General features: G+C 71.8%; 22 protein-coding genes. 13 read left to right on the forward strand and 9 right to left on the reverse strand.

The features are described 5' to 3' along the window. Positions 1–54 precede the first annotated feature (54 nt). The 4 genes from H489_RS24080 to H489_RS24095 all read left to right on the forward strand — a co-directional run bounded on the left by H489_RS24080 (position 55) and on the right by H489_RS24095 (position 3945). A complete protein-coding gene (locus H489_RS24080) occupies positions 55–2280 on the forward strand; it encodes an APC family permease (RefSeq protein WP_017886244.1) in 2226 nt (741 codons plus the stop codon). Positions 2281–2291: 11 nt separating this feature from the next. Next, positions 2292–3047 carry a hypothetical protein gene (locus H489_RS24085; protein WP_017886245.1) on the forward strand — a complete coding sequence of 252 codons (756 nt, stop codon included), beginning with the start codon at positions 2292–2294 and terminating at the stop codon, positions 3045–3047. Between the two features lie 61 nt (positions 3048–3108). After that, the gene (locus H489_RS24090; RefSeq protein ID WP_017886246.1) at positions 3109–3384 is read left to right on the forward strand and encodes a DUF3072 domain-containing protein; all 276 of its coding nucleotides are present in this window, start codon (positions 3109–3111) and stop codon (positions 3382–3384) included. A gap of 120 nt (positions 3385–3504) precedes the next feature. Beyond that, a complete protein-coding gene (locus tag H489_RS24095) occupies positions 3505–3945 on the forward strand; it encodes a DoxX family protein (protein ID WP_017886247.1) in 441 nt (146 codons plus the stop codon). Positions 3946–3967: 22 nt separating this feature from the next. Here H489_RS24095 and H489_RS24100 read toward each other — a convergent pair whose 3' ends face one another. Beyond that, positions 3968–5095: an NAD(P)-binding domain-containing protein gene (locus tag H489_RS24100; RefSeq protein WP_017886248.1), complete on the reverse strand. Its 1128-nt coding sequence runs from the start codon at positions 5093–5095 to the stop codon at positions 3968–3970. A 158-nt stretch (positions 5096–5253) separates the two neighbouring features. Between H489_RS24100 and H489_RS24105 the strand changes: the two genes are divergently transcribed. Beyond that, a complete protein-coding gene (locus H489_RS24105; protein ID WP_017886249.1) occupies positions 5254–5472 on the forward strand; it encodes a DUF3073 domain-containing protein in 219 nt (72 codons plus the stop codon). A 289-nt stretch (positions 5473–5761) separates the two neighbouring features. On the opposite strand, the gene purM is transcribed toward H489_RS24105, so the two are convergent. Continuing rightward, complete coding sequence (purM, locus tag H489_RS24110) at positions 5762–6877, reverse strand: phosphoribosylformylglycinamidine cyclo-ligase (RefSeq protein ID WP_017886250.1); 1116 nt, start codon at positions 6875–6877, stop codon at positions 5762–5764. Between the two features lie 74 nt (positions 6878–6951). Between purM and purF the strand changes: the two genes are divergently transcribed. Continuing rightward, complete coding sequence (purF, locus tag H489_RS24115; protein ID WP_017886251.1) at positions 6952–8409, forward strand: amidophosphoribosyltransferase; 1458 nt, start codon at positions 6952–6954, stop codon at positions 8407–8409. An 84-nt stretch (positions 8410–8493) separates the two neighbouring features. Here purF and H489_RS24120 read toward each other — a convergent pair whose 3' ends face one another. Further along, entirely contained in the window at positions 8494–8895 is a 402-nt protein-coding gene (locus H489_RS24120) for a hypothetical protein (protein WP_017886252.1), read from the reverse strand. Between the two features lie 108 nt (positions 8896–9003). Between H489_RS24120 and H489_RS24125 the strand changes: the two genes are divergently transcribed. Next, a complete protein-coding gene (locus H489_RS24125; RefSeq protein ID WP_152427172.1) occupies positions 9004–11592 on the forward strand; it encodes a helix-turn-helix transcriptional regulator in 2589 nt (862 codons plus the stop codon). Positions 11593–11979: 387 nt separating this feature from the next. On the opposite strand, the gene H489_RS24130 is transcribed toward H489_RS24125, so the two are convergent. Further along, positions 11980–12351, reverse strand: a complete 372-nt coding sequence (locus tag H489_RS24130; RefSeq protein ID WP_031259311.1) for a sterol carrier family protein — start codon at positions 12349–12351, stop codon at positions 11980–11982. Positions 12352–12408: 57 nt separating this feature from the next. On the opposite strand from H489_RS24130, the gene purD reads away from it, so the two are divergent. Further along, positions 12409–13677: a phosphoribosylamine--glycine ligase gene (purD, locus tag H489_RS24135; RefSeq protein ID WP_017886255.1), complete on the forward strand. Its 1269-nt coding sequence runs from the start codon at positions 12409–12411 to the stop codon at positions 13675–13677. Further along, entirely contained in the window at positions 13674–14543 is an 870-nt protein-coding gene (locus H489_RS24140; protein ID WP_017886256.1) for a phosphoribosylaminoimidazolesuccinocarboxamide synthase, read from the forward strand. Before purD ends, H489_RS24140 begins: the two co-directional genes overlap by 4 nt. A 337-nt stretch (positions 14544–14880) precedes the next feature. Here H489_RS24140 and H489_RS0118465 read toward each other — a convergent pair whose 3' ends face one another. Continuing rightward, a complete protein-coding gene (locus tag H489_RS0118465) occupies positions 14881–16095 on the reverse strand; it encodes a PP2C family protein-serine/threonine phosphatase (protein WP_081612204.1) in 1215 nt (404 codons plus the stop codon). A 109-nt stretch (positions 16096–16204) separates the two neighbouring features. Between H489_RS0118465 and H489_RS24145 the strand changes: the two genes are divergently transcribed. Then, on the forward strand, positions 16205–16522 hold the full coding sequence (locus tag H489_RS24145) for a hypothetical protein (protein ID WP_017886258.1): 318 nt from the start codon (positions 16205–16207) through the stop codon (positions 16520–16522). A gap of 5 nt (positions 16523–16527) precedes the next feature. Here the strand turns inward: H489_RS24145 and H489_RS24150 are convergent, their stop codons facing one another. The 4 genes from H489_RS24150 to H489_RS24160 all read right to left on the reverse strand — a co-directional run bounded on the left by H489_RS24150 (position 16528) and on the right by H489_RS24160 (position 20443). Then, positions 16528–18147, reverse strand: a complete 1620-nt coding sequence (locus H489_RS24150) for an MFS transporter (RefSeq protein WP_017886259.1) — start codon at positions 18145–18147, stop codon at positions 16528–16530. 252 nt (positions 18148–18399) lie between these two features. Beyond that, positions 18400–19227, reverse strand: a complete 828-nt coding sequence (locus H489_RS36655) for a helix-turn-helix transcriptional regulator (protein ID WP_152427173.1) — start codon at positions 19225–19227, stop codon at positions 18400–18402. Next, positions 19224–19871 carry a signal peptidase I gene (gene lepB / locus H489_RS24155; RefSeq protein ID WP_017886261.1) on the reverse strand — a complete coding sequence of 216 codons (648 nt, stop codon included), beginning with the start codon at positions 19869–19871 and terminating at the stop codon, positions 19224–19226. The genes H489_RS36655 and lepB overlap by 4 nt, the downstream gene beginning before the upstream one ends. Continuing rightward, a complete protein-coding gene (locus H489_RS24160) occupies positions 19868–20443 on the reverse strand; it encodes a hypothetical protein (protein WP_139179626.1) in 576 nt (191 codons plus the stop codon). The genes lepB and H489_RS24160 overlap by 4 nt, the downstream gene beginning before the upstream one ends. 127 nt (positions 20444–20570) lie before the next feature. On the opposite strand from H489_RS24160, the gene H489_RS24165 reads away from it, so the two are divergent. The 3 genes from H489_RS24165 to H489_RS24175 all read left to right on the forward strand — a co-directional run bounded on the left by H489_RS24165 (position 20571) and on the right by H489_RS24175 (position 22971). Continuing rightward, positions 20571–21356 carry an SDR family oxidoreductase gene (locus tag H489_RS24165; protein WP_017886263.1) on the forward strand — a complete coding sequence of 262 codons (786 nt, stop codon included), beginning with the start codon at positions 20571–20573 and terminating at the stop codon, positions 21354–21356. Between the two features lie 68 nt (positions 21357–21424). After that, positions 21425–22294, forward strand: coding sequence for a VOC family protein (locus H489_RS24170; RefSeq protein ID WP_031259316.1), 870 nt, complete (start codon positions 21425–21427; stop codon positions 22292–22294). 110 nt (positions 22295–22404) lie between these two features. Further along, the gene (locus H489_RS24175) at positions 22405–22971 is read left to right on the forward strand and encodes a GNAT family N-acetyltransferase (RefSeq protein WP_017886265.1); all 567 of its coding nucleotides are present in this window, start codon (positions 22405–22407) and stop codon (positions 22969–22971) included. The last annotated feature ends 30 nt before the right edge of the window (positions 22972–23001 follow it).

Genomic DNA, 23001 nt, shown 5'->3' on the forward strand with positions numbered 1-23001 from the left:
CCGGGAATGTGCGGCGGGGGAACCGTGTTGACTCGCGCCCGGAACTGAGTAGGTTTGCCGCTCGTGACGAACGAGATCCGGTCGTTGAAAGCGCGACTGATCGGGGATCCCCTCCCCTCCGAGAAGCTCGAAGGACAGCTCCTCCCGAAGCACCTGGCCCTGCCGATCTTCGCGAGTGACCCGCTGTCCTCTGTCGCGTACGCGCCGCAGGAACTCCTGATGATCCTGCTGCTCGGTGGCATGGCCTTCCTGACGTTCGCGCCGTGGGTCGCCGCACTCGTCGTGCTGCTGCTCGTCGTGGTCGTCGCCTCGTACCGGCAGCTCATCAAGGCCTACCCGTCCGGTGGTGGCGACTACGAGGTGGCGCACCGGAACCTGGGCGAGAAGGCCGGGCTGGTCGTCGCCAGCGCACTGCTCGTCGACTACGTGATGACGGTGGCGGTGTCGGTCGCCTCCGGCGTCGACAACATCATCTCGGCGCTCCCGATGCTCGACCACTTCCGCGTCGAGCTCGCCCTGCTGTTCGTCGTGCTGCTCGCCGCCGCCAACCTGCGCGGCGTGCGCGAGTCGAGCAAGGCCTTCGCGATCCCGACCTACCTGTTCGTGGCGAGCGTGTTCGTGATGGTCGTCACCGGGCTCGTCCGGGTCGCAGCCGGCAACGCCCCGGTCGCCGAGTCCGCGGCGTACACCGTGCAGAACGTGGAGCACACGACGCAGGCGGCGTTCATCCTGCTGCTCCTGCGTGCCTTCGCCTCGGGCTGCTCGGCCCTGACCGGCGTCGAGGCCATCGCGAACGGCGTGCAGGCGTTCCGTCGCCCGAAGATCAAGAACGCGCAGGCCACCCTGGTCGCGATGGGCGGCATCGCGATCGTCCTGTTCATCGGCCTCATCACCCTGGCGCTCGTGTCGCACGTGCACTACGCCGAGCGCGCCTGCGACCTGCAGGGCTTCGCGAACTGCGCGACCACGCCGCAGCGCTCCCTGATCGCGCAGATCGCGGCGGCGACGTTCGGCAACAACTCGGTGCTGTTCTTCGTGATCCAGGCGACGACCGCGGCGGTCCTGCTCCTCGCCGCGAACACGGCCTTCAACGGGTTCCCGCTGCTCGGCTCGATCCTGGCGCGCGACTCGTACGCCCCGAAGGCGCTGTCGACCCGCGGCGACCGCCTCATCTACTCGAACGGCGTCATCGTCCTGGCCTTGGTCGCCGCGGCCCTGCTCGTGGTCTACCGGGCGAACGTCACCAGCCTGATCCAGCTCTACATCATCGGTGTCTTCGTGTCGTTCACGCTCGGGCAGACGGGCATGGTCGTGCACTGGACGCGGCTGCTGCGGGCGGACCGCGACGGTACGGTGCCCGACGGCGACCCTGCCGTGAACCGAGGGCAGGTCGTCCGCTCCCGCACCATCAACGCGATCGGTGCCACCTTCACCTTCGTGGTGCTCGTCATCGTCACGATCACGAAGTTCACCCACGGTGCCTGGCTCGTGTTCCTGATCATGCCGGTGCTGTACGTGCTCATGCTCGGCGTGAACCGCTACTACCGCGACGTCTCGCACGAGATCGAGGCCGACGTCGAGACGAAGTTCGGCGCCACCGGCGACCACGCCATCGTCCTGGTGAACAAGCTGCAGAAGCCCGTGCTCAAGGCGCTCGACTACGCGGTCGCCGCCGAGCACGCGAGCATCGAAGCCGTGCACGTCGCCATCGACGACGCCGAGTCCCAGCGTCTGCGCGACCAGTGGGCGGAGTACGGCATCCAGGTGCCGCTGACGATCGTGCCGAGCCCGTACCGCGACATCTCGATGCCCCTGATCAAGTACATCAAGGCGCACCGGGCCGAGCACGGCTCCGAGGTCGTCACCGTCTACACGCCGATCTTCATCGTCGGCCACTGGTGGGAGGGGCTGCTCCACAACCACCGCGGCCGCCGCATCCGCAAGAAGCTGCTGCTCGTGCACGGCGTCACCGTGGCCCTGGTGCCGTGGCTGCTCGACTCGTCCGAGCTGCTGTACGGCCGCCGCTCCCGCCCGTTGCCCGGCCAGGAGCGCCGCGGCGAGCCCGTCCGGCCCCCGCTCCGCCGGCCAGCGCAGCCCGGGTCGTCGGCCGAGGGCGCAGCCGAGGACCGCCTGCTCCGGTCCGCCGAGCGCAACAGCATCCAGCCACGCCGCGCGACCCGTCCGGCCGGCCCCGCCGAGGGCGTCGACCCCGCGCTCTGCACGGGCGAGATCCACGCCCTCGTCCCCTCGCCGCCGCGACGGGGAGCCGACGAGTCGTAGCATGTGGCCCCATGACCATCAGTGACCTGCGGACGTTCGCCACGTTCGACGGACACGGCGGCAAGGTCTCGAAGCGCGTCGAGGTGCTCGACCACGAACCGCCGGCCGGCAGCCCGCTCGAAGGACTCGTCGCCGTGCGCGGCGAGCACCCGCTCGGTGCGGTCGACGAGCGCGCCGCCGACGAGTCCGCCGCGCTCTCCCGCGGGGTCCCGAGCGTCGGGTGGGTCGACCCCGCCGCGCTCCGCGACTGGTACCGCCCCGACCGCGTCGTCCTGACCCGGCTCGAGGCGCGGCGTTCCGGCATCGAGCCCGGCGTCTACGCCGACTCCCGTGGGCGGGGTCGCGTCCGGATCGACGGCCTGGAGGCCCACCTCGCCCCCGACGGTCGGCCCGCCTTCCGCGCGCTGGCCGGGCCCACCGCCGAGCCCGTCGTCGACGTGCCCCTGCCGACCGACCAGGCCGTCCGCCTGGTGGCGGTGACCGACGTCGCCGAGGGGCTCGAGGTCGTCACCGCGCCGGTGTCACCGTTCCTGCAGCCCGGTGAGCACCCGGCGTACGGCGACGACGTGGTGGGCCTGCCGCCGCGTCCGGCGAGCGGCTTGGTCCGGGTCACGGCGTCGGTGCTGCTCGACGGCGAGCTGCACGAGGTCGACCGCATCGACGAACGTGCCGCGACGATCTGGATCCGGCGCGACGACCGCGTCGTGCCGATCGCCACGAGTGCCGTCGGGCCCGACCTGGTGCGGTACGCGGCCACCGCGGTCTGAGGCCGGTCGGGGGACGCCGCTGCTGCGTGTCGTGCCGGGGGTGCGGCGTACGTTCGCGGACATGAGTGACGCAGACCGCGACCAGCAGCAGACCCCGGACGCACCGATCCAGGGCGAGACCCTCGGTGGCCCCCGACCCGACCCCTCCACCGACGCGAGCAAGGACCCCGAGCAGTGGGTCACCGGCGACGAGCCGATGACCGGACCGCAGCGCAGCTACCTCGACACCCTGGCCCGTGAAGCCGGCGAGGAACTCCCCGCCGACCTCACCAAGGCCCAGGCGTCGGAGCACATCGACCGCCTCCAGCAGCAGACGGGCCGCGGCGCCGATTCCTGAGAAGCAGTCCGCCCTTCGGCGGACCGCTGTCTGTGCATGCTCTGGGCATGTTCTGGCGAAGCGCGGTCAGTGCCCTGTCCGAGGGTGATCGATGACGCGTCAACGGCTACCTTCGTGGCCATGCGAACGACATCGACCTCCATCGGCCTGACCGCGCTCCGCATCGTCCTCGGGGTGGTGTTCATCGCCCACGGTGCCCAGAAGTTCGCCCAGGGCATCCCGAACGTGGTGCAGGGCTTCTCGGGCATGGGTGTCCCCCTGGCCGAGGTCGCGGCACCCCTCGTCGCCGGCCTCGAGCTCGTCGGCGGCGTCCTGCTCGTGCTCGGTGTCGCGACCCGCGTCGTCGGCGTGCTGCTGGCCGTCGACATGGTGGTGGCCGGCGTCCTGGCCCACGGCTCGGCCGGCTTCTACTCGCAGGACGGCGGGTTCGAGTACGTGCTCGTGCTCGCGGTGGCCTCGCTCGCCGTGGCGCTGACCGGGCCCGGGCGGTTCTCGCTCGACGCCCTGGTGCTCAAGTCGTCACGACGTCGTCGTGGCGTCGAGGAGCCCCTCCCCGCCTGAGCCGCGCGTCCCGGTTCCGTCTTCAGGCCGCCAGCGCGTCCATGACCTGGCGGGCGATCAGGCGTCCGGCCCGGTTCGCCCCGATGGTCGACGCCTGCGGGCCGTACCCGGCCAGGAACAGCCGCGGCTCCTCCGCCGACCGACCGTCCTCGACCACCACACCGCCCGCCGTGGTCCGCAGGTGCAAGGGCGCGAGGTGCCGCAGGTCGGCCCGGAACCCCGTCGCCCAGATCACCGCGTCGGCGTGCACGTGGGTACCGTCACTGGTCACCACGCCGGTCTCGTCCATCCGCGCGAACATCGGCTCGTCGCGCAGCACGCCACGGTCGATCCCGGCCCGGATCCGTCGCGACACGGGGACCCCGGTACCACTGACGATGCTCGGCAGGACCTCGCCGGCGCGGGCGGCGCGGTCCTGTTCGTCGACGGCGGCCACCGCGGACTCGACGTCGAGCGAGGCCGTCCCGGCCCAGACCATCGGGCGCCGCGTGAACCACCGCGTCGAACGGGCAACGCCGTCGAGCTCGAGCAGGAACCCGATCGCGCTCGTCCCACCGCCCACCACCACGAGGTCCTGCCGGGCGAAGTCGGTGGCGCTGCGGTACTCGGTCGTGTCCACCTGGCGGCCGCGGAACACGTCGCGCCCCGGGTACCACGGCACGAAGGGCGTGCCCCACGTGCCCGAGGCGTTCACCACCACGTCGGCGCCGATGCGCGTGACGGTGCCGTCGGCGCCCCGGGTCGTGACGCACAGCCCACCGTCCACCTCGCCGACTGCGCCGATGCGCGAGACGGACGTCACCGACACGGGCCGCCGCACCCGCAGGTCGTAGTGCTGTTCGAACCGGCGGTAGTACTCGCCGACGACGTCCCGCGCGGGTCGTGACCGGTCGGCGTCGTCGAACTCCAGGCCCATCGCGCGCATGCCGGGCAGGTCGTGCACCCGGTGCGCCGCCCCGAGCCGCAGGGCCTCCCACCGGAACTGCCACGCTCCTCCGGTGCTCGGCGCGCGGTCGAGGATCACCAGGTCGGTGCCGGGGACGAGCCCCAGGCGCCGCAGGTGGTATCCCACCGAGAGTCCCGCCTGCCCCGCACCGATCACCACCACGCGGGCGTGCTGGTCGACCGGGGTCTCGAGGGGTTCCGTCATCACTTCGATTCTGCTGTGCGGGCCAGCCGTCGCGCGACGTCCAGATCGAGGTACATGGTAGAGTGATCGGCAGATTTCAAACCACGAACCGTCTGGTTCCCCGAGTGATCCTCCGTCATTCGCCAGGACCGGACCAGAGCCGAACGAGGGGGTCACGCATGGGGCGCGGCCGTCAGAAGGCGAAGCACACCAAGGTCGCCCGTGAGCTGAAGTACTTCAGCCCGCAGACGAACTACGGTGCGCTCGAGCAGGAGCTCTCCGCCGGACAACACTCCGACGAGAACTACGTCGACCGTTGGGCGGACCAGTACGGTCCGGAACCGGCGGAAGACGAAGACGAGTTCGAGACCCAGGCAGACCAGAACAAGTCCGCCTGACATCTCTTGTAGTCGCGCCGCGCAGCCCCCGGGCAGCGCGGCGTTTCTGCGTGTCCGGACACTGCGTGGCCGGACACTGTGCGCCCGGACACCGGGTCCGCCCGTGCACCGATCGGCGCGCCCGGGCCCCGGCTTCGAGTGGTCACGACTCCCCGCGCACACGATGCCGAGCGGTCAAGAACCGTCGGTTGCGGGCCCGCCAGGCGACGGTTCGTGACCACTCGCCGCACGCACCACGGCGCGGCGGAACGGGCCAGCGGCATCGCACGGCACGGCACGGCACGGCAGGTCAGCCCGCGTATCTCCCGACGAGCCGGACTGCGCCACCGTCGACGCCCTTGGCACCCTGCTCGAAGCCGGTCAGGTCACGGGCGGACGTGGCGATCGTGCCGACGGGCCACGTCGGCATGCCGGCGGCGCCGAGCGACGCGATGACCTCGGCAGCGGCACCGGCCGAGACGACGGCGAACATGCCGATGCCCAGGTTCCAGGTGCCCTCGGTGTCCTCGATCGGGCTGCCGGCCATGTCCGCAAGGACCCGGAAGACAGGGAGCGGCTGCCAGGTGGAGCGGTCGACCTCGACCCAGGAGCCGACGGGCAGCACGCGCGCCAGGTTCGCGGCGATGCCACCACCGGTCACGTGCGAGAGCGAGTGCACCGCGCCCGGGTGCTGCTCGAGGAGCGCCAGGAGCGGTGCGGTGTACAGGCGGGTGGGCTCGAGCAGGGCTTCACCGACGGAGACGGCGCCCCCGAACCCGGCGCCGCTCAGCTCGGGCAGCTGGTCCGTGAACCCGACGCCCCGCGTCGACAGGATGTGCCGCACGAGCGAGTAGCCGTTCGAGTGCAGACCCGACGACTCGATCGCCAGGACCACGTCGCCGTCCTGCACCAGGTGCGCGCCGAGCTGGGCATCGGCCTCGACGACGCCCGTCGCCGCACCGGCCACGTCGTAGTCGTCCGGGCCGAGCAAACCGGGGTGTTCCGCGGTCTCGCCACCGACCAGGGCGGTGCCGGTCTCCGAGCACCCGCGGGCGATGCCGGCGACGATGTCGGCGATGCGGCCAGGCACCACGCGGCCGCAGGCGATGTAGTCGGTCATGAACAGCGGCTTCGCGCCGACCACGACGATGTCGTCGACGACCATGCCGACCAGGTCCTGCCCGATGGTGTCGTGCTTGTCGATCGCCTGCGCGATGGCGACCTTGGTGCCGACGCCGTCGGTCGAGGTCGCGAGCAACGGGTGTGAGAAGTCCTTCAGGAACGAGACGTCGTAGAGCCCGGCGAACCCACCGACGCCCCCGAGGACCGAGGAGTTGTGGGTGGCCGCGACCGCGGACTTCATCAGTTCGACGGCCAGGTCACCGGCAGCGGTGTCCACTCCGGCTTCGGCGTACGGGTTGGGCATGCGGAGTCCTTCGCGGTGACATGGCAGACTTGTGCGGTACCCCCCGATTCTACTGATCTGGAGCACACCCGCGAATGTGCGGCATCGTCGGCCTTGTTGCGCAGGGCCCCGCCAACCAATCCATCTACGACGCACTGCTCCTCCTGCAGCACCGCGGGCAGGACTCGACGGGCATCGCCACGGTCGAGGGTCACGTGCACCACATGCACAAGACCCGCGGGCACGTGCGCGAGGCGTTCCGGACCCGCGACATGCGTGCCCTCCTCGGCACCATGGGGCTCGGGCACGTCCGGTACGCCACCAAGGGCGCCGCGACGAACGAAGAAGAAGCCCAGCCGTTCTACGTGAACGCGCCGTACGGCATCGTCCTCGTGCACAACGGCAACCTCACCAACACGCGGGAACTCACGCGTGAGCTGTTCGACATCGACCGTCGACACCTGAACACCACGAGCGACACCGAGCTCCTGGTCAACGTGCTGGCCCACGAGCTGCAGGGCCAGGTCCGCGGCGCGAACCTCGACCCAGGACAGGTCTTCGACGCCGTCGAGCGCGTGCACGAGCGGGTCGAGGGCTCCTACGCCACGATCGCGACCATCGCCGGGCACGGGCTGCTGGCCTTCCGCGACCCGTTCGGCATCCGCCCGCTGATCCTCGGCCACAAGCTCGACGAGACCGGCCAGCCGGAGTGGGTCGTCGCGAGCGAGTCGCTCGTGCTCGAGTCCGGCGGCTACGAGATCGTCCGCGACATCGCTCCGGGCGAAGCCGTCTTCATCGAGATGAACGGTCAGATGCACGCCCGCCAGTGCGCGAAGAACCCGCGCCTGGTGCCGTGCTCGTTCGAGTACGTCTACCTGGCCCGTCCCGACTCGGTGATGAACGGCATCTCGGTCTACGACGCCCGTCTGCGCCTCGGCAACCGCCTGGCCGACACCATCGAGCAGTACGCGCCGACCGGTGACATCGACGTCGTCATGCCGATCCCGGACTCCAGCCGTCCGGCTGCCATGCAGGTCGCGCGGAAGCTCGGCATCGAGTACCGCGAGGGCTTCTACAAGAACCGCTACGTCGGCCGCACCTTCATCATGCCGGGCCAGGCGGAGCGCAAGCGTTCGGTGCGTCAGAAGCTCAACGCGATGTCGTCCGAGTTCAAGGGCAAGAACATCCTGATCGTCGACGACTCGATCGTGCGTGGCACGACGAGCCGCGAGATCGTCGAGATGGCCCGGGCCGCTGGCGCGAACGAGGTCACGTTCACGAGCGCGGCTCCCCCTGTCCGGTTCCCGCACGTCTACGGCATCAACATGCCGACGCGCGCCGAGCTCATCGCGCACGACAGGAAGATCCCGGACATCAACCGCGTGCTCGGCAGCGACCACCTGATCTACCAGGAGGTCGGGGACATGCGCGACGCCATCATCGAGGGCTCCGACGTGACCGACCTCGAGATGAGCTGCTTCACGGGCGAGTACGTCACGGGCACCGTGAGCCCGGAGTACCTGTCCTGGGTCGAGGCCAACCAGCTCAGCTAGGTCGCGTCCGAGACGCGACCAGACGACAGACGGGAGGCCCGGTGCCAGCTGGCACCGGGCCTCCTGTCCGTTGACCGGGGGCGGCTACGGCCGCTGGTCACCGTGGTCGTCGAGCTCGCCGTCGACCGTCTCGGGCGGGAGTTCGACCTCGACGCGCTCCGCAGTCAGGCGGGCCGACCGCCGGGCGTAGACCCGGTCGAACACGACGGCGACGACCGCGCCGACGAAGGCGCCGATCGTGACGCCCCACAGGCTGAAGTAGCCGACCAGGCTGCCGAAGCTGGTCTGGTCCCGCTGGCCACCGAGGTTCATGGTGAGGGCGACCACGACGAGGGTCGCGAGGAAGCCGAGCACGGCACCGCCGACGATGAACACGCCGAACTTCGGGGCACGGCGGATGGTGACCTCGTCGGGGCTGGCGACCGCGCTGGGAGCCGGTGCCGGCGCGGGGAGCGGCTGCTCGTCGGGTTGATCGGTGTTGCTCACCCGTCCATTGTCCCCCACTGTGGGACGTCCCGCGGCCTGTGCGCTGCGACCGATCCGGGAGAGGATGGTCGCTACTGGTCGGTATCCCAAGCGGAAGAGGTGCGTCGCGTGCGTGAACCAACGGCACCCGCCCGCGGTCGCCGACCCACCTCGCCCGCTCGCGTCGCCTGGCCCGTCGCGCAGCGCGTCGAGGAGGACCGCGCCGTCGCCGTCGTGGCCGAGCACCGCTGGAGCGTCGCGATCGTCGGGGCCCCCGGCCTCGGCAAGAGCACCGCCGCGGCTCGCGTGACCGACCGGGTCGCCGGTCGTGACGGCACCGGCCGCACCGTGGTCGTGCCGATCACCGCGGTCGCCGCGAGTCGGTCGATGCCCTTCGGCGCCGTCGTCGAGCGCTTCGGCGAACTCCCCGCCTCGATCTCCGAGCTGTCCGACGACGCGAGTGCCGAGCAGCGCTTCCGGGCGATCGAGGACCTGGTCGACCGTGACGTGCTGCTCCGTGTCGACGACGCCGACCACCTGGACGCGATCTCGGCGCGGTACGTCGCCTGGCTGGTCCGTCGGCAGGGCGCGCGACTCGTCCTGACCTGCCGCGACTTCACGGCGCTCCCCGAACCGCTCCGCGCGCTGTGGCAGGACGACCTGCTCGAACGCATCGACCTGCAGCCGCTGGCGTTGCACGAGACCGCCGCGCTCGTCGCCGAGGCGCTGGGCTCACCGCTCGAGAACGCCTCGGCGGAGCGCGTGCACCGGGCCACCGCCGGCAACCCGCTGTACCTGCGCGAGGTGGTGCGCGCAGCACGGGCCTCCGGTGCGCTCGACCACACCGCGAGCGGCTGGTACTGGCGTGGGCGGGTGACCGCGTCGGACAGCCTGGCGGACATGTACCGCACGGAGCTCGGGACGCTGCCGGAGGACCTGCGTGACGTCGTCGACATCGTGGCCCTCGCCGACCCGATCCCGCTCGCCCGTCTGCTCGGACTGGTCACCGGCGGAGACGTCGACCGGGTCGTCGCGCTCGGCCTCGTCCGGATCGACTCGCTCGACGACGGTGCCGCGGTCGTCCGGCCGTCGCACCCGCTCGTCGGCGAGGTCATCCGGACCCTGGTGCCGGTGGCCCGACGCACGGCGCTCTTCGCCCGTGCCAACGCCTTCCGCACCGACCGGCCCGAGGGCGCTCCGCCCGCCGCACGGCTGCGCGCCGCACTGTGGTCGCTCGAGTGCGGGGTCCTGCCGTCGGTCGACCAGCTGCTCGACGCGGCACAGGTCGCCGTGCGGTTGCAGGAGCACGAGAGCGGGATCGCCCTGGCCTCGGCAGCACTCCGCACGACCCTCACCCCGACCGAGCAGGTCACGGCGCACTGCCTCCGCTCGCTGGCGCACTCGTACTCGGACGGCCGCGAAGCCGGCCGTGCCGACGCCGAAGCGGCGTGGGGCATCGCGAAGCGGCACGTCGGCGACGTCACCGACGAGGCCGTCACCGAGGCGTGCGAGATCCTGGCGAACATCCGCCAGTTCCACGACGACGATGTCGCGGCCGCGGTCGCACTCACCGACGCCGCCGTGCATCTGGTGGTGTCCGACGAAGCGGTCGAGCGTCTGCGGTTGCTGCGGATGGCGCACCAGGGCTGGGGCGGCGACTTCGCCGAGGTCCGTGCCGAGATCGAGCGCAGCGGCATCGTGCAGGCACCGACGATGCCGATGTCGTTCCTGGCCGTCGCACCGTGCGCCGTGATGGCGTTGGCGACAGCCGGCCGGCTCGACGACGCCGCAGCCCTGGGCCGCCGGGCACTGGCCACCGCGGCGGCACACGTCGAGGCGGCCCCGTGGAGCGTGGGCGAGAACTCCTCCGTCCTGCACCAGGTGCAGGTGTGGCGCGGCGACCTCGACGACCTGATCACCGAGGTGCCCGCCGGACGCTCCAGCCCCTACCTGAAGTACGACTTCACCCTCGAGCTCATCGGCCAGGGCAACCTGGCCATCGGACAGCGCCGATGGGACGACGCGATCGCGGCCTTCACCGCGGCGTGCGAGCGGTACGACATCGCCGACCACGGTGGGTTCGCCGCGTACCCGTGGGCCCGCTTGGCGATGTCACACGCGTATGCCGGGCACCCTGAGGACGCGGCCCGGGCGCTCGAACGTGCGAAGACCACGCCGCAGCGGGCGATGCGGATCACCGGTGAACAGGTCGCCGTGACCATCGCCTGGACCGAGTCCGTGCTCGGCAACCCCGCCGGTCTGCAGCACGCCGACGAGATCATCGAACGCAGCACCGCGAACGGGTCCTGGACGCACGTGATGTACGGGTACGCCCTGCACTACTCGGTCGGCATGCTCACCGGGCGCGAGAGCCCCGGCACGCTCGACCGGATGCGCGACGCCGCCTCGCGCGTCGACGGACCGCTCGCCGCCGCCATCGTGCAGTACGCGGACGCGGTGCAGGCGGACGACCGGACCCGGGTGATCGCGGCGCAGGGCGTGCTGGCGGTCCACGGCATGTCGGTGGCTGCCGGACGGTCCAAGCCACCGCTGACGAAGCGCGAGTACGAGGTCGCCGAGCTCGCCGCACAGGGCCTGAGCAACCGGCGGATCGCGGAGTCCCTCGGGCTCTCGACGCGGACGATCGACGCGCACCTGTCCCGTGTCTTCGCGAAGTGGGACCTGCACGCGCGGTCGGAACTCACCGAGCTGCTCTGAGCGGACGGCCGGCCGGTGCTGCTCGGCGCCCGGCGCGGGCTGTTCGGCACCTGGCAGGGGGCGCTCGGCGCCCCGCGAGGGGCTGCTTCGCGTTCGACATCACGTGTCGCGCACGCAAGAACGTTGCGGATTGCAGCACAACACGCCGCCGCGATTGACACGACGTGCGGAACATCGCGTACCTTTGTCCCTGTCGCCGGGTTCGGACCCGTTCGGGTCGGGTCCGAATCCCGGCGACTTCAAGCTTAGGAACGCGATCGATGCGGGCGCATCGGTAGGCACTACCTAATTCGCGCCGGACTCCGCGCGGCGTCACGGACGCCCGGGTCGGGTGTCCGTCGCCGATGCCGGATCGGGCGGCGCCGCCGATGCCGGGTCCGAGCGGTGTCAGGCGCCGGGAGCGGGCAGCCGGACCGGCAGGAACGCCGTCAGGTCGGCGCGTGATCCCGATGCGCTGACGCGTGACTGCGCGACCGCTTCTGCCCAGGTCAGCTCGCCGGACGCGAGTGCCAGCCACGTGGTGGCGTCGGTCTCGACCACGTTCGGCGGCGTGCCACGGGTGTGCCGGGGGCCGGGGACTGCCTGGATCGCAGCGAACGGCGGTACCCGCACCTCGACGCTGTTCCCCGGGACCTCGTCCGCCAAGCACTGCAAGGTCCACCGCACCGCGGTCGCCACGGCGGGTCGAGCCGTCTCCCCACCGCGCACCGCAGCCAGTGCCGCGCGGCCGTCGGCGTCCTCGATCCTCCTGGGTGGCATCTCCACAGGCTAGCCCCCGCATCGCGGGCGGTGAGTCGGGCTGGGTAGGGTGATCGGGTGCGAATCCTCGTCCTCGGTTCCGGTGCCCGCGAGCACGCGATCATCACGGCCCTGCTCGCTGAGCATGCCGGTCACGTCATCACGGCAGCGCCCGGCAACGCCGGCATCGCGGCCGACGTCGAGACCGTCTCCCTCGACCCCACCAACGGTGCGCTCGTCGCCGAGTACGCGATCGAGAACGACGTCGAGCTCGTCGTCGTGGGCCCCGAGGCCCCGCTCATCGCCGGCGTGGCCGACCCGGTGCGCACCCGCGGCATCCCGGTGTTCGGCCCGGGCAAGGCCGCGGCCCAGCTCGAGGGCTCCAAGGCGTTCGCCAAGCGGATCATGGGCGAGGCCGGTGTGCCCACCGGGCGTCCGGTCTACGCCGGCACGGTGGACGAAGCCGTCGGCGCCATCGACGAGCTCGGCGCACCGTACGTGGTCAAGGCCGACGGGCTCGCCGCCGGCAAGGGCGTGCTCGTCACCGACGACCGCCAGGCCGCGATCGACCACGCCACCTACTGGCTCCAGCACGGCCACGTCGTGGTCGAGGAGTTCCTCGACGGCGAAGAGGTCTCCTTGTTCTTCCTGAGCGACGGCCACGACGTGCGTGCGCTCAGCCCCGCGCAGGACTACAAGCGCCTGGCCGACGGCGACCTCGGCCCGAACACGGGCGGCATGGGCGCGTACTCGCCGCTGCCCTGGCTCGCCGACCGCTGGCCGTCCGAGCAGGCCTTCGTCGACGAGGTCACCGAGCTCGTGGCCCTGCCGACGGTCCGCCGGCTCGAGCACGAGGGCACGCCGTTCGTCGGGCTCCTGTACTGCGGCCTCATCGTCACCGAGCAGGGCGTCCGCGTGATCGAGTTCAACGCACGGTTCGGCGACCCGGAGACGCAGGTCGTGCTCCCCCGCCTGGCGACCCCGCTCAGCGAACTCCTGCTCGCCGCAGCCACCGGGCAGCTCGGCGCCGTCCCCGCTCCCGTGTTCCGGGACGACGTCGCCGTGACCGTCGTCCTGGCGAGCGAGGGCTACCCGGAGAACCCGCAGACCGGCCGACCGATCACCGGCATCGACGACGCGAACGCCCGCGACGGCGTCTCCGTCGCGCATGCCGCCACCGGCGTCCTCGACGACACGCTCATCGCCACAGGGGGCCGGGTGCTCAGCGTGGTCGCGACGGGGTCCGACTTCGCCCAGGCCCGCGAGCGTGCCTACGCCGGGCTCGGCGACATCACGCTCGACGGCGCGCAGTTCCGCACCGACATCGCCGCGAAGGTCGCCCGGTGACCGCCCCCGCGCCGATCGCCGGCTGGCGGCACGTCTCGTCCGGCAAGGTCCGCGAGCTCTACGTGCCCGAGGGCACCGCCGACCTGTCGAGCGCATCCGAGCTGCTGCTCGTCGCCTCGGACCGGGTCAGCGCGTACGACTTCGCGCTCGAGCCGCCGATCCCCGGCAAGGGCGAGCTGCTGACCCGTCTGTCGCGCTTCTGGTTCACCCAGCTCAGCGACGTCCCGAACCACATCATCGGCCCGTCCTCCGGTGGCACGCCGGTGCCCGCCGACGTCGAGGCACGGTCGATGCACGTCATGCCGCTCACGATGTTCCCCGTCGAGTGCGTGGTGCGCGGGTACCTGGTCGGCAGCGGCTGGGCCGAGTACCAGGAGAGCGGCAGCGTCTGTGGCGTCGCGCTCCCCGCCGGGCTGTCGAACGGCGACCGCCTGCCGGAGCCGATCTACACGCCGGCGTACAAGGCGGCCCAGGGCGAGCACGACGAGAACATCTCGTACGAGCAGACCGTCGACCTGGTCGGTGCCGAGACCGCGGCGACCCTGCGCGAGCTCTCGCTGCACGTCTACACCGAGGCCGCGGCCATCGCGCTGGACCGCGACGTCGTCATCGCGGACACCAAGTTCGAGTTCGGGCAGGACGCCACCGGTCGGATCCGCATCGCGGACGAGGTCCTGACGAGCGACTCCAGCCGCTACTGGGACGCCCGGTCCGCCGACCGCACCGACTCGTTCGACAAGCAGATCGTGCGGGACTGGCTCAGCGCCAACTGGGACCGCCAGGGCACGCCGCCGGTGCTCCCCGACGAGATCGTCGAGCGCACGGCTGCGCGCTACGCCGAGCTGATCGAGCGTCTCGGGGCCTGACGTCGCACCCGGCCGGCGTCCGGCTCCGGTCACGACACCCCGCTCACGTCTGGCGAACGGTCACGAACCGTCGCCCGACGCCCCGCCAACCAACAGTTCGCGACCACCCGGCAGCACGCACACGACGTGTCGCGACCACCCGCCCCGCGCCGCCTGATGCCTGGCGCCCGGCCGACCGGCGGTCACGACACCCCGCTCAGGTCTGGCGAACGGTCACGAACCGTCGCCCGACGCCCCGCCAACCGACAGTTCGCGACCACTCGGCAGCACGCACACGACGTGTCGCGACCACGCGCCGCGCGACCGGCCGACGAGCCAGCCGACGGTTCGTGACCGCTCAGGCCTCCACGGCGTCGCGCGCCACCACGACGACGGTCAGGTCGTCGCCCGGGTCGTGCTCGACGACGCGGGCTCGCACCCGCTGCAGGAACGTCTCGACGTCCGCGGACTCCCGGTACAGCGACCCGAGTTCGGACAGCGCCGCGAGCGTCGAGTCCCAGAGCTCGAGCGCGCCGTCGGTCACGACGATGAGCACGTCACCCGGCCGGAGCACGAGCGACCCGGCAGCCCGGGGCATCCCGGTGGGGTGCAACCCGATCGGCAGGTCCGACGACCGCAGGATCCGCTCGGCACCGTCGTCGCGGAGCTGCAGCACGAGCCCGTGCCCGGCATCGGCGAAGTCGAGTCGCCCGGTGGACGGGGTCAGCCGCCCGTGGAACATCGTCGCGAAGGACTCTGCGCGGCTGAGTTCGGGCGCGACCTGCACCTCGAGTTCGGCGAGCGCGACGCACGGGTCCTGGTCGCCGCGGGCGAGCAGCCCACCGCGGATGTTCGCCGCGAGGAGCCCGGCGGACATCCCCTTGCCCATGACGTCCGACACGGTGAGGTGGATCGAGTCCTCGCCGGAGCGGTGCCAGTCGTGGAAGTCGCCGGAGACGAGGCCGTGCGGGATCGACACGCCCGTGATCCGGTACCCGGGGACCTGCACCTCGGCCGGCTGCAGACCGTTGAGCACGGTGCGCAGTCGGTCCTCGTCCGCACCGGCGAGCAGTTCACGCTCCGCCCAGATGCCGAGTTCCTGCAGCAGTTCGAGCTCGTCGGGGTCCAGGGTGCGCGGCTCGGGGTCGATCAGGCAGAGGGTGCCGATCTTCAGGTCGTCGTCGGGGGCGCGGAGTCCGACGCCGGCGTAGAACCGGACGTTCGGGTCGCCGAGCACCATCGGCAGGTCGGCGTACCGGTCGTCCAGTCGGGCATCGGCGACGACCACGGGGCCCTGCTCGCCCAGGGTCCGGCCGCAGAACGTGTCCTGCAGCGGGATGACGGGGCCGAAGACCGCGTCGCTCTGCTGCGACTTGATCGTCAGGGTGTTCTCGCCGGCCAGGTTGAGGAACGAGCCGGAGACCCCGAGGGCCTCGCGTGCGATCCGGGTGATCCGTTCGAACCGTTCCTCGACGCCGCCGTCGACCACGTCGAGCGCCGCGATCAGGGCCGCTCGCCGGACCGCATCGGCCCCGGTCGGCGCGGGCACGGACATCGCGGTTTCCGGCTGCATGCGTCCACGGTAACGCGCCGAACGGACAGCGCCTGGCCCCAGTCCGGAGGGCGCAGGAGCGTGGGCGGAGCGCACTGGAGCGAGCGAGCATCGGCGTACGCTGGTCGTCGTGCTCCGAGTCGTCCCCGCAACCGTCCTCGGCGTGGCCGCGCTCCTGGCCCTCGCCGGCTGCGGCGCCCACGACTCCACCGGCCAGGTGTCGGTCACGGTCTCGTCGAACGCCGCCGACCGCCCCTACGAGGTCAAGGTGTTCGCCTCGACCGGCAAGCTCTCCGAGCACCAGCGGGTGTTCCCGGGCGGGACGGCCGACTTCGCAGGTGTGCCGCTCGGCCAGGTCACCGTCCGCGCCGGCGACCTCTGCCCCCAGACGACCAAGGTCTCCAACGGCACGGTCGCGACGGTCACCCTGACGACGACGGGCTGCTGACCCCGTCACCCCGACGACGGCCCGCTGGCCCCCTCCGCCACCAGGTGCTCCACTCGCGGTTCACCCGCGATCTCGTGCACGGCCCGCAGGGTCCGGGCATCGTCACCGGTCTGCCGGACCTCGTGCTGGTCGACGTGCTCCTGCCACGACCCCACTCGGAACGCCTCGACCCAGGCGTCCGGCCCGGTCGCCCGGTCCCGGTACAGGTTCCAGTCACGGGCGCCGGTCCGGCGTCGGCTCCGCCCGAGCCGTTCGGCCCGCGCCCGGAACTCGTCGACCGCGCCCGCCGGGACCGTCCAGTGCAGCAGCACGAGGGTCTCCCCCGTTGCAGCGCTGTGGTCGTCCGGCACGAACACCTGGTCGCCGAACGGCATCGGCGTCACGGCCCGTTGCCGGTCGGTGAGCACCGGGAACCCGGACACGAGCAGCAGGGCGGCACTGAGCGCGGTGAGGACTCCGGCCCCGGCGAGCACGCCCGTCACCCCGAGGGGTGTGGCGACGGCACCGGCGAGCGCCGCCCCGATCGCCGTGCAGCCGAAGAGCACCAGCTGGTAGGCGGCAAGTCCTCGGGTCCGCACCCACGCGGGCAGGAACGCCTGCACCGTGCCGTTCAGCGTCGTCACCACGGCGATCCACGCCACCCCGCCGACCAGGAGCGCGACGAGCACGACCGCCAGCACCGGGACGAGCGCGACGACCGTGGTGCAGACCCCGAACACGACCGAGGCGGTTCCGACCGTGCGGCCGATCCCGAGCCGTGCGCGGACCGCGGGCATCACGAACGCCCCGCCGACCGAACCGGTTCCGACGGCGGCGAGCAGCAGGCCGTACCCGCCGGACGACAGCCCGAGCGACCCGTCGGCGACGAGCGGCAGGAGTGCCCACAGCGCGTTCGCGGGCACCATGAAGACCGCGAGCTGCACCAGCAACCGGCGGACGACCGCCGCGTGCAGGACGTACCGCAGGCCGGCGCGGGTCGCGTCGATGAACGGTTCGGCCCGGGTCTCGGGCCGCTGGTAGCCGCGCCAGGCGACGAGCACCACCAGGAAGAGCGCGAACGACAGCGCGTTGGCCGCGAACACGAACGGCACGCCGAGCTGCGCGATCACCACGCCGGCGAGCGCCGGTCCGATCGCACGGGCGACGTTGACCCCGACGGAACTCAGCGCGGCGGCGTCGGTGATGGCGGCACGTGGCACGATCTCGGGTACGAGTGCCTGGTACGCGGGCAGCTGGAGCGCCGAGGCCGTGCCGAGCAGGAACGTCACGGTGAGCAGGAGCGCCGGGGTCATGTCGCCGGTCGCGGTCAGCACGGTCATCACGACGCCGACGACCACCTGGAACGCCTGCACGCCGATGAGCAGGCGTCGCCGGTCGACGAACTCGCCGATCACCCCGGCGGGGATCCCGACGAGCAGTACCGGCAGGCTCGATGCGGTCTGCACGAGGGCGACGACGACGGGTGCGGCGTGCTCGTCGACGAGCAGCCACTGCGCGCCGACGGTCTGCATCCAGCTGCCGATGTTGCTCACCAGCACCGCGATCCACAGGGCGCGGAAGACCGGGATCGCGAGCGGCGCCAGGGCGCCGCCGCGGGGTGCGTCGGTGGTGCGGTCCGTGGTCACGTCGCCTCCTGGGGTGGAACCGGGACTGTCTGGAGGCGCGGTGCGCGTCGGGCGCACACCGCGCCTCCAGGCCGTGGTCGCGTCACACGCGCACCGTGGCGACCAGGACGCACGGTCCGGGCGCCGTCACGCCCGGCGCGGCAACTGCGGGCAGGATAGCCGGAATCCGCAAAGTACGGGAGGGCCAGGCTCCGCGGGTTCGGTCAACGGACGAACCGGACCGAGCCGGGCCGAGCCGGCCCCGATCCGGGATCACCGCGTCGGTCGACCCGTACCCAGGGCGCCCCGCTCGATGGTCTGGTGCGGCTGCTCCCCGAAGCGATCCCGGTAGTACGCCGCGAACCGACCCAGGTGACGGAACCGCCACCGCCGCGCGACCTCGCTGACGAGCAGCGCGCGGGCACCCGGGCGCCCCAACTCCAGGTGCACCCGGTCGAGTCGTACCTCGCGCAGGTACTCCATGGGGGTGACGCCGAGCCGACGGCGGAACAGGTCCTGCAGCCCGCGCTCGCTCAGGTCACAGGCCGCCGCGATGTCCGCCACGGTCAGCACCTGGTCGGCGTGGTCGTGGACGAAGCCGATCACCCGCCGCATCCGGTCCGCGACGTCCGATCGTGACCGGGTGAAGGTCGACAGGACGACGGTCGCGATCCGTCGGTTCAGGGCCGCACGGTCGTCGACGGGCAGGGCGGGGTCGAGGATGCGCCCGGAGACCTCACGCAGCAGTGCCCGCAGTGGTTCGAGCGCGGGGTCGGCCGCGTCCGGCTGCCGGAACACCCAGGGCTCCCCCGTGTCGCCGAGCAGCGACGGCGACAGGTGCAGCAGCGTCGTGGCGGTCGCGTCGGTCTCGAAGCCGTACGCAGACGATGCCGAGAGCATCATCGGCCGCTCCGCCCCGACCTCCCAGTGCTCGCCGTCGTCCGCGGTCAGGCTGGCCCGGCCGTCGGCGAGCCAGAACACGACGTGGTCGGGGCGCGGACCGATCGTGCCGGACCGCTTGCCCGGGGTCGCGATCCGGTGGATCGACAGGTCGTCGTCGCCGCCGGTCTCGTACCCGAATCCCTGGTCGTCCGTGGTCACGGCGACGGGACCCGGTCCCACTCGTCGCCGTACCGGGACAGCACCGACCACCGCGAGATCGGCCACGTCGTCACGAAGGCGCGCCCCACGACGTCGTCGACCGGCACGGTGCCGTGCACCCGCGAGTCGGCGGAGTCGTACCGGTTGTCGCCCATCACCCAGATGCGCCCCTTCGGCACGGTGACCTCGAAGTCCTTGCCGACGACGCGGTTCGACCCGCGTTCGAGCACGACGTAGGGCTCGTCGACCGCGTGCCCGTTCACCGACAGCCGGCCCCGGGTGTCACAGCACGACACCGTGTCACCCGGCAGGCCGATGACCCGCTTGATCAGGTCGTCGCCCTGGCCCATGCCGAGCCAGCCGCCCGGGTCGTGGAAGACCACGACGTCACCGCGCTGCAGCGGGACGACCCCGGGCACGAGCTCGTTGACGAGCACCCGGTCCCCGATGAGCAGCGTGTTCTGCATCGAGCCGGAGGGGATGGAGAACGCGCGGACCAGGTAGGCCTTGACCAGGAAGGACGCCAGGAGCGCCACGACGACGATGATGACGAGGTCGCGCAGGAACCGCAGACCGCCGCGCTTCGGGTCGGTCTCGGCGGCGGGTCCGGAGTCGGGTCCGGCGTCGGGGTGCGTGCCACTCAATGCGTCAGCACCACTTTGACGAGGCCGATCACGAACGCCACCGCGGCGAGCACGATCCCGCCCCACAGCCCGAGGAACGTCGGCTGCTTCCCGCTGAACCGCTGCATGAACACCCCCACCAGACCGATGCGCACGACCAGGATCACGGTCGCCGCGATCTGCGCCCACTCGGCCGGCAGCCAGCCGATCCAGGCCGCGGCATAGAGGACCGCCGGGATCAGCCCGGAGGTCGCGATCGGGTTGGCGTTCCGGACGATCGTCGCGACGGACTCGCGGCGGGCAGCACGCTCGGCGGCTGATCCTTCGCCGTCGTCGCCCAGGCCGTGCGCGACCAGGTGCGCGAGCACGTGCGCCAGGTACGTCAGCACCGCGGTCGCCAGCACGGTCGCCACCGCGGCGCCGTGGTGGATCTGCTCCGGGTCCACCGCGATCGCGACGGCGAGCACCGTGATGTTGCCGTAGATGTAGGACGACATCCGGTCGCGCACGTGCTCGAGTGGCAGGTCGCGGGGGTCCGGGCGACCGCCGCGGGGTCCGCGCCCCGGTCGCGAGGGCCGTCGTGTTCGTGGCATCCGTCCATCTTGGCCCCCGCGGTCGGCCGTCCGCCGACAGGACACCGGGTGCGATGGCCACACGGGTGGCCGGTTCCGGCAGACTGGGTGCCGATCGGCGCGACGGAGCGCCGGACAGGAGGCACGGATGACGTCCGCACGACCACTCGCCCTGGTGACCGGCGTGGGCCGCAGAGCCGGCATCGGCGCGGCACTCGCGACCAGACTGGCAACAGACGGATGGGACCTCGCCATCTCGTGGTGGGGGCCCTACGACGACCGCGTGAGCGGCGGGGCGGACCCGGACGGGGTCGAGTCGGTGGTGCAGGAGTGCGAGGCGGCGGGAGCACGGGTGACGCGCCTCCCGGTCGACCTGGAGGACCCGGAGCAGGCGGCCGCACTCGTCGGCCGCGCCGAGACGGAAGCCGGCACCCCCGTCTCCGCCCTCGTCATGTCGCACTGCGAGTCCGTCGACTCCGACTTCCGCACCACGACCGTCGAGTCGTGGGACCGCCACTTCGCCGTGAACGCGCGCGCACCGTTCCTGCTCGTGCAGGCCTACGCGGCCGGGCTCGAGCGCGCCGGTGACGCCGCCCCGCGGGAGCGCCGCCGGATCGTCGCACTGACGAGCGACCACATCGCGTACAACCTGCCGTACGGGGCGTCGAAGGGGGCGCTCGATCGGATCGTGTTCGGTGCCGCGAAGGAGCTCGGCAGCCTCGGGGTCAGCGCCAACGTGGTGAACCCCGGGCCGAACGACACCGGCTGGATGTCCGACGAGGTCAAGGGGTGGGCCGTCGAGGGCACGCCGCTCGGCCGGCTCGGACGCCCGTCGGACACCGCGGCGCTCGTCGGGTTCCTCTGCTCGGAGCAGGGTGCGTGGGTGAACGGCCAGCTGCTGAAGTCGGACGGCGGGATCTCGAACAGCGCTTGAGACACCGGGCTGGTTGACGCGTCATCGAATTGGTTGACGCGTCAACCAAATGGGCGCACACTTGGTGCATGCAAACGCACGAACTCCTCGCCGCCAACACCGGGATGGGCGCCGTCACACTCCGCGTCGCGGACCTGGACGCGATGATCCGGTACTACCGCGACGGCGTCCGGCTGTCGCTGCTCTCCCACGACGGCGGCGTCGCCGTGCTGGGTCGCGGCAGGACGCCGATCGTGATCCTCGAGCACGCCCCCGCGATGCAGCACGCCGGTCCGCGCGAGGCCGGACTGTTCCACACGGCGATCCTGTTCGACACGCGGGCCGACCTGGCCGCCGCGCTGTACTCGGTCGCCACGCAGTACCCGGCATCCTTCACCGGTAGCGCCGACCACCTGGTGAGCAACGCGTTCTACTTCACCGACCCCGAGGGCAACGGCGTCGAGCTGTACTGGGACCGCGACCGCACCGAGTGGTCGTGGACGCACGGCGTGATCGACATGGACACGAAGTACGTCGACCCGAACGCGTTCCTGCAGTCCCACCTGACCGAGGACGCCCTGGACACCGCCGCGGCACGCCCGGGCAAGGTCGGCCACGTGCACCTGTCCGTCGGCGACGTCGCCACCGCGCGCTCGTTCTACGTCGACACGCTCGGCTTCGAGACCACCGCGGGGTTCGGCGAGGCGCTGTTCGTCAGCGCCGGCGGCTACCACCACCACATGGCGATGAACACCTGGAACTCCCGCGGCGCCGGGCGACGACAGCAGGCCCTCGGGCTGGGCCTCGTCCGCATCGAGGTCCCAGCCGTCGACGACCTCGGCGCGCTGACCGAACGCATGCGGCACGGCGGCGTGGAACTCGCCGACGACGGCCGGACCGTGGCGTTCGACGACCCCTGGGCGAACCGTATCGAGGTGACGACGCCCGGTCGCGGCTGATGTGTCGCGACACTCCGCGGTGACCGACACCCCACGCGCGCCCGGCCCCGCGAGGTGTCGCCCAGCGCGAAACCTCCCCACAGTGGCCGCCGGACCGGCAGGATGGACCCGTGACTGACGACATCCGGTGGGAGGTGGTCGAGGAGAGCACGCTGTCGCTCCCCGACCACGAAGCGATCGCGGCGCTGCTCGGGCAGGCCTTCCCCGACTGGTCGCACTGGTACGTGGGCGGCCGGAGCTGGTCCGGCATGCAGCCCGAACGCCGCGTGCTCGCCCATGACGCCGACGGGGTCGTCCTGGCCCACGTCGGCATCCGCCGCATGTTCGTCACCGTCGGCGGGCAGGACGTCCTGGTCGGCGACACCGGCCTGGTCGCCGTGTCGCCCCGACTGCAGGGCACCGGCGTCGGCCGTGAGCTCATGACCCGGACCCACGCGGTCCTCGACGGGCTGCAGGTGCCGTACGGGTTCCTCGGGGCCGGTGAGGACCGGATCCCCTTCTACGCGAAGCTCGGCTGGCACGAGTTCCCCGAGGCCGTCGGCACCTTCTCGGCGTTCACGGCCGAGGGCGCCGGCGTCAGCAACACCGAACAGGGCGGCTGGATGGCGCTGCCGGTGGCAGCGCAGCTCGAGGACTGGCCGACAGGCCCGATCTGGCTGAACGGCCAGCAGGTCTAGCCACAACGACCGACGGACGGGAGGCCCGGT

Origin of the sequence: Curtobacterium flaccumfaciens UCD-AKU (assembly GCF_000349565.1) — a bacterium.
GTDB lineage: Bacteria > Actinomycetota > Actinomycetes > Actinomycetales > Microbacteriaceae > Curtobacterium > Curtobacterium poinsettiae.

What these genes read in the sequence shown, in the direction of transcription:
- H489_RS24085 (WP_017886245.1), top strand. Translation starts at nt 2,292, where the DNA reads ATGACCATCAGTGACCTGCGGACGTTCGCCACGTTCGACGGACACGGC.
- H489_RS24090 (WP_017886246.1), top strand. Translation starts at nt 3,109, where the DNA reads ATGAGTGACGCAGACCGCGACCAGCAGCAGACCCCGGACGCACCGATC.
- H489_RS24095 (WP_017886247.1), top strand. Translation starts at nt 3,505, where the DNA reads ATGCGAACGACATCGACCTCCATCGGCCTGACCGCGCTCCGCATCGTC.
- H489_RS24100 (WP_017886248.1), bottom strand. Translation starts at nt 5,095, where the DNA reads ATGACGGAACCCCTCGAGACCCCGGTCGACCAGCACGCCCGCGTGGTG.
- H489_RS24105 (WP_017886249.1), top strand. Translation starts at nt 5,254, where the DNA reads ATGGGGCGCGGCCGTCAGAAGGCGAAGCACACCAAGGTCGCCCGTGAG.
- purM (WP_017886250.1), bottom strand. Translation starts at nt 6,877, where the DNA reads ATGCCCAACCCGTACGCCGAAGCCGGAGTGGACACCGCTGCCGGTGAC.
- purF (WP_017886251.1), top strand. Translation starts at nt 6,952, where the DNA reads ATGTGCGGCATCGTCGGCCTTGTTGCGCAGGGCCCCGCCAACCAATCC.
- H489_RS24130 (WP_031259311.1), bottom strand. Translation starts at nt 12,351, where the DNA reads ATGCCACCCAGGAGGATCGAGGACGCCGACGGCCGCGCGGCACTGGCT.
- H489_RS0118465 (WP_081612204.1), bottom strand. Translation starts at nt 16,095, where the DNA reads ATGCAGCCGGAAACCGCGATGTCCGTGCCCGCGCCGACCGGGGCCGAT.
- H489_RS24160 (WP_139179626.1), bottom strand. Translation starts at nt 20,443, where the DNA reads ATGCCACGAACACGACGGCCCTCGCGACCGGGGCGCGGACCCCGCGGC.
- H489_RS24165 (WP_017886263.1), top strand. Translation starts at nt 20,571, where the DNA reads ATGACGTCCGCACGACCACTCGCCCTGGTGACCGGCGTGGGCCGCAGA.
- H489_RS24170 (WP_031259316.1), top strand. Translation starts at nt 21,425, where the DNA reads ATGCAAACGCACGAACTCCTCGCCGCCAACACCGGGATGGGCGCCGTC.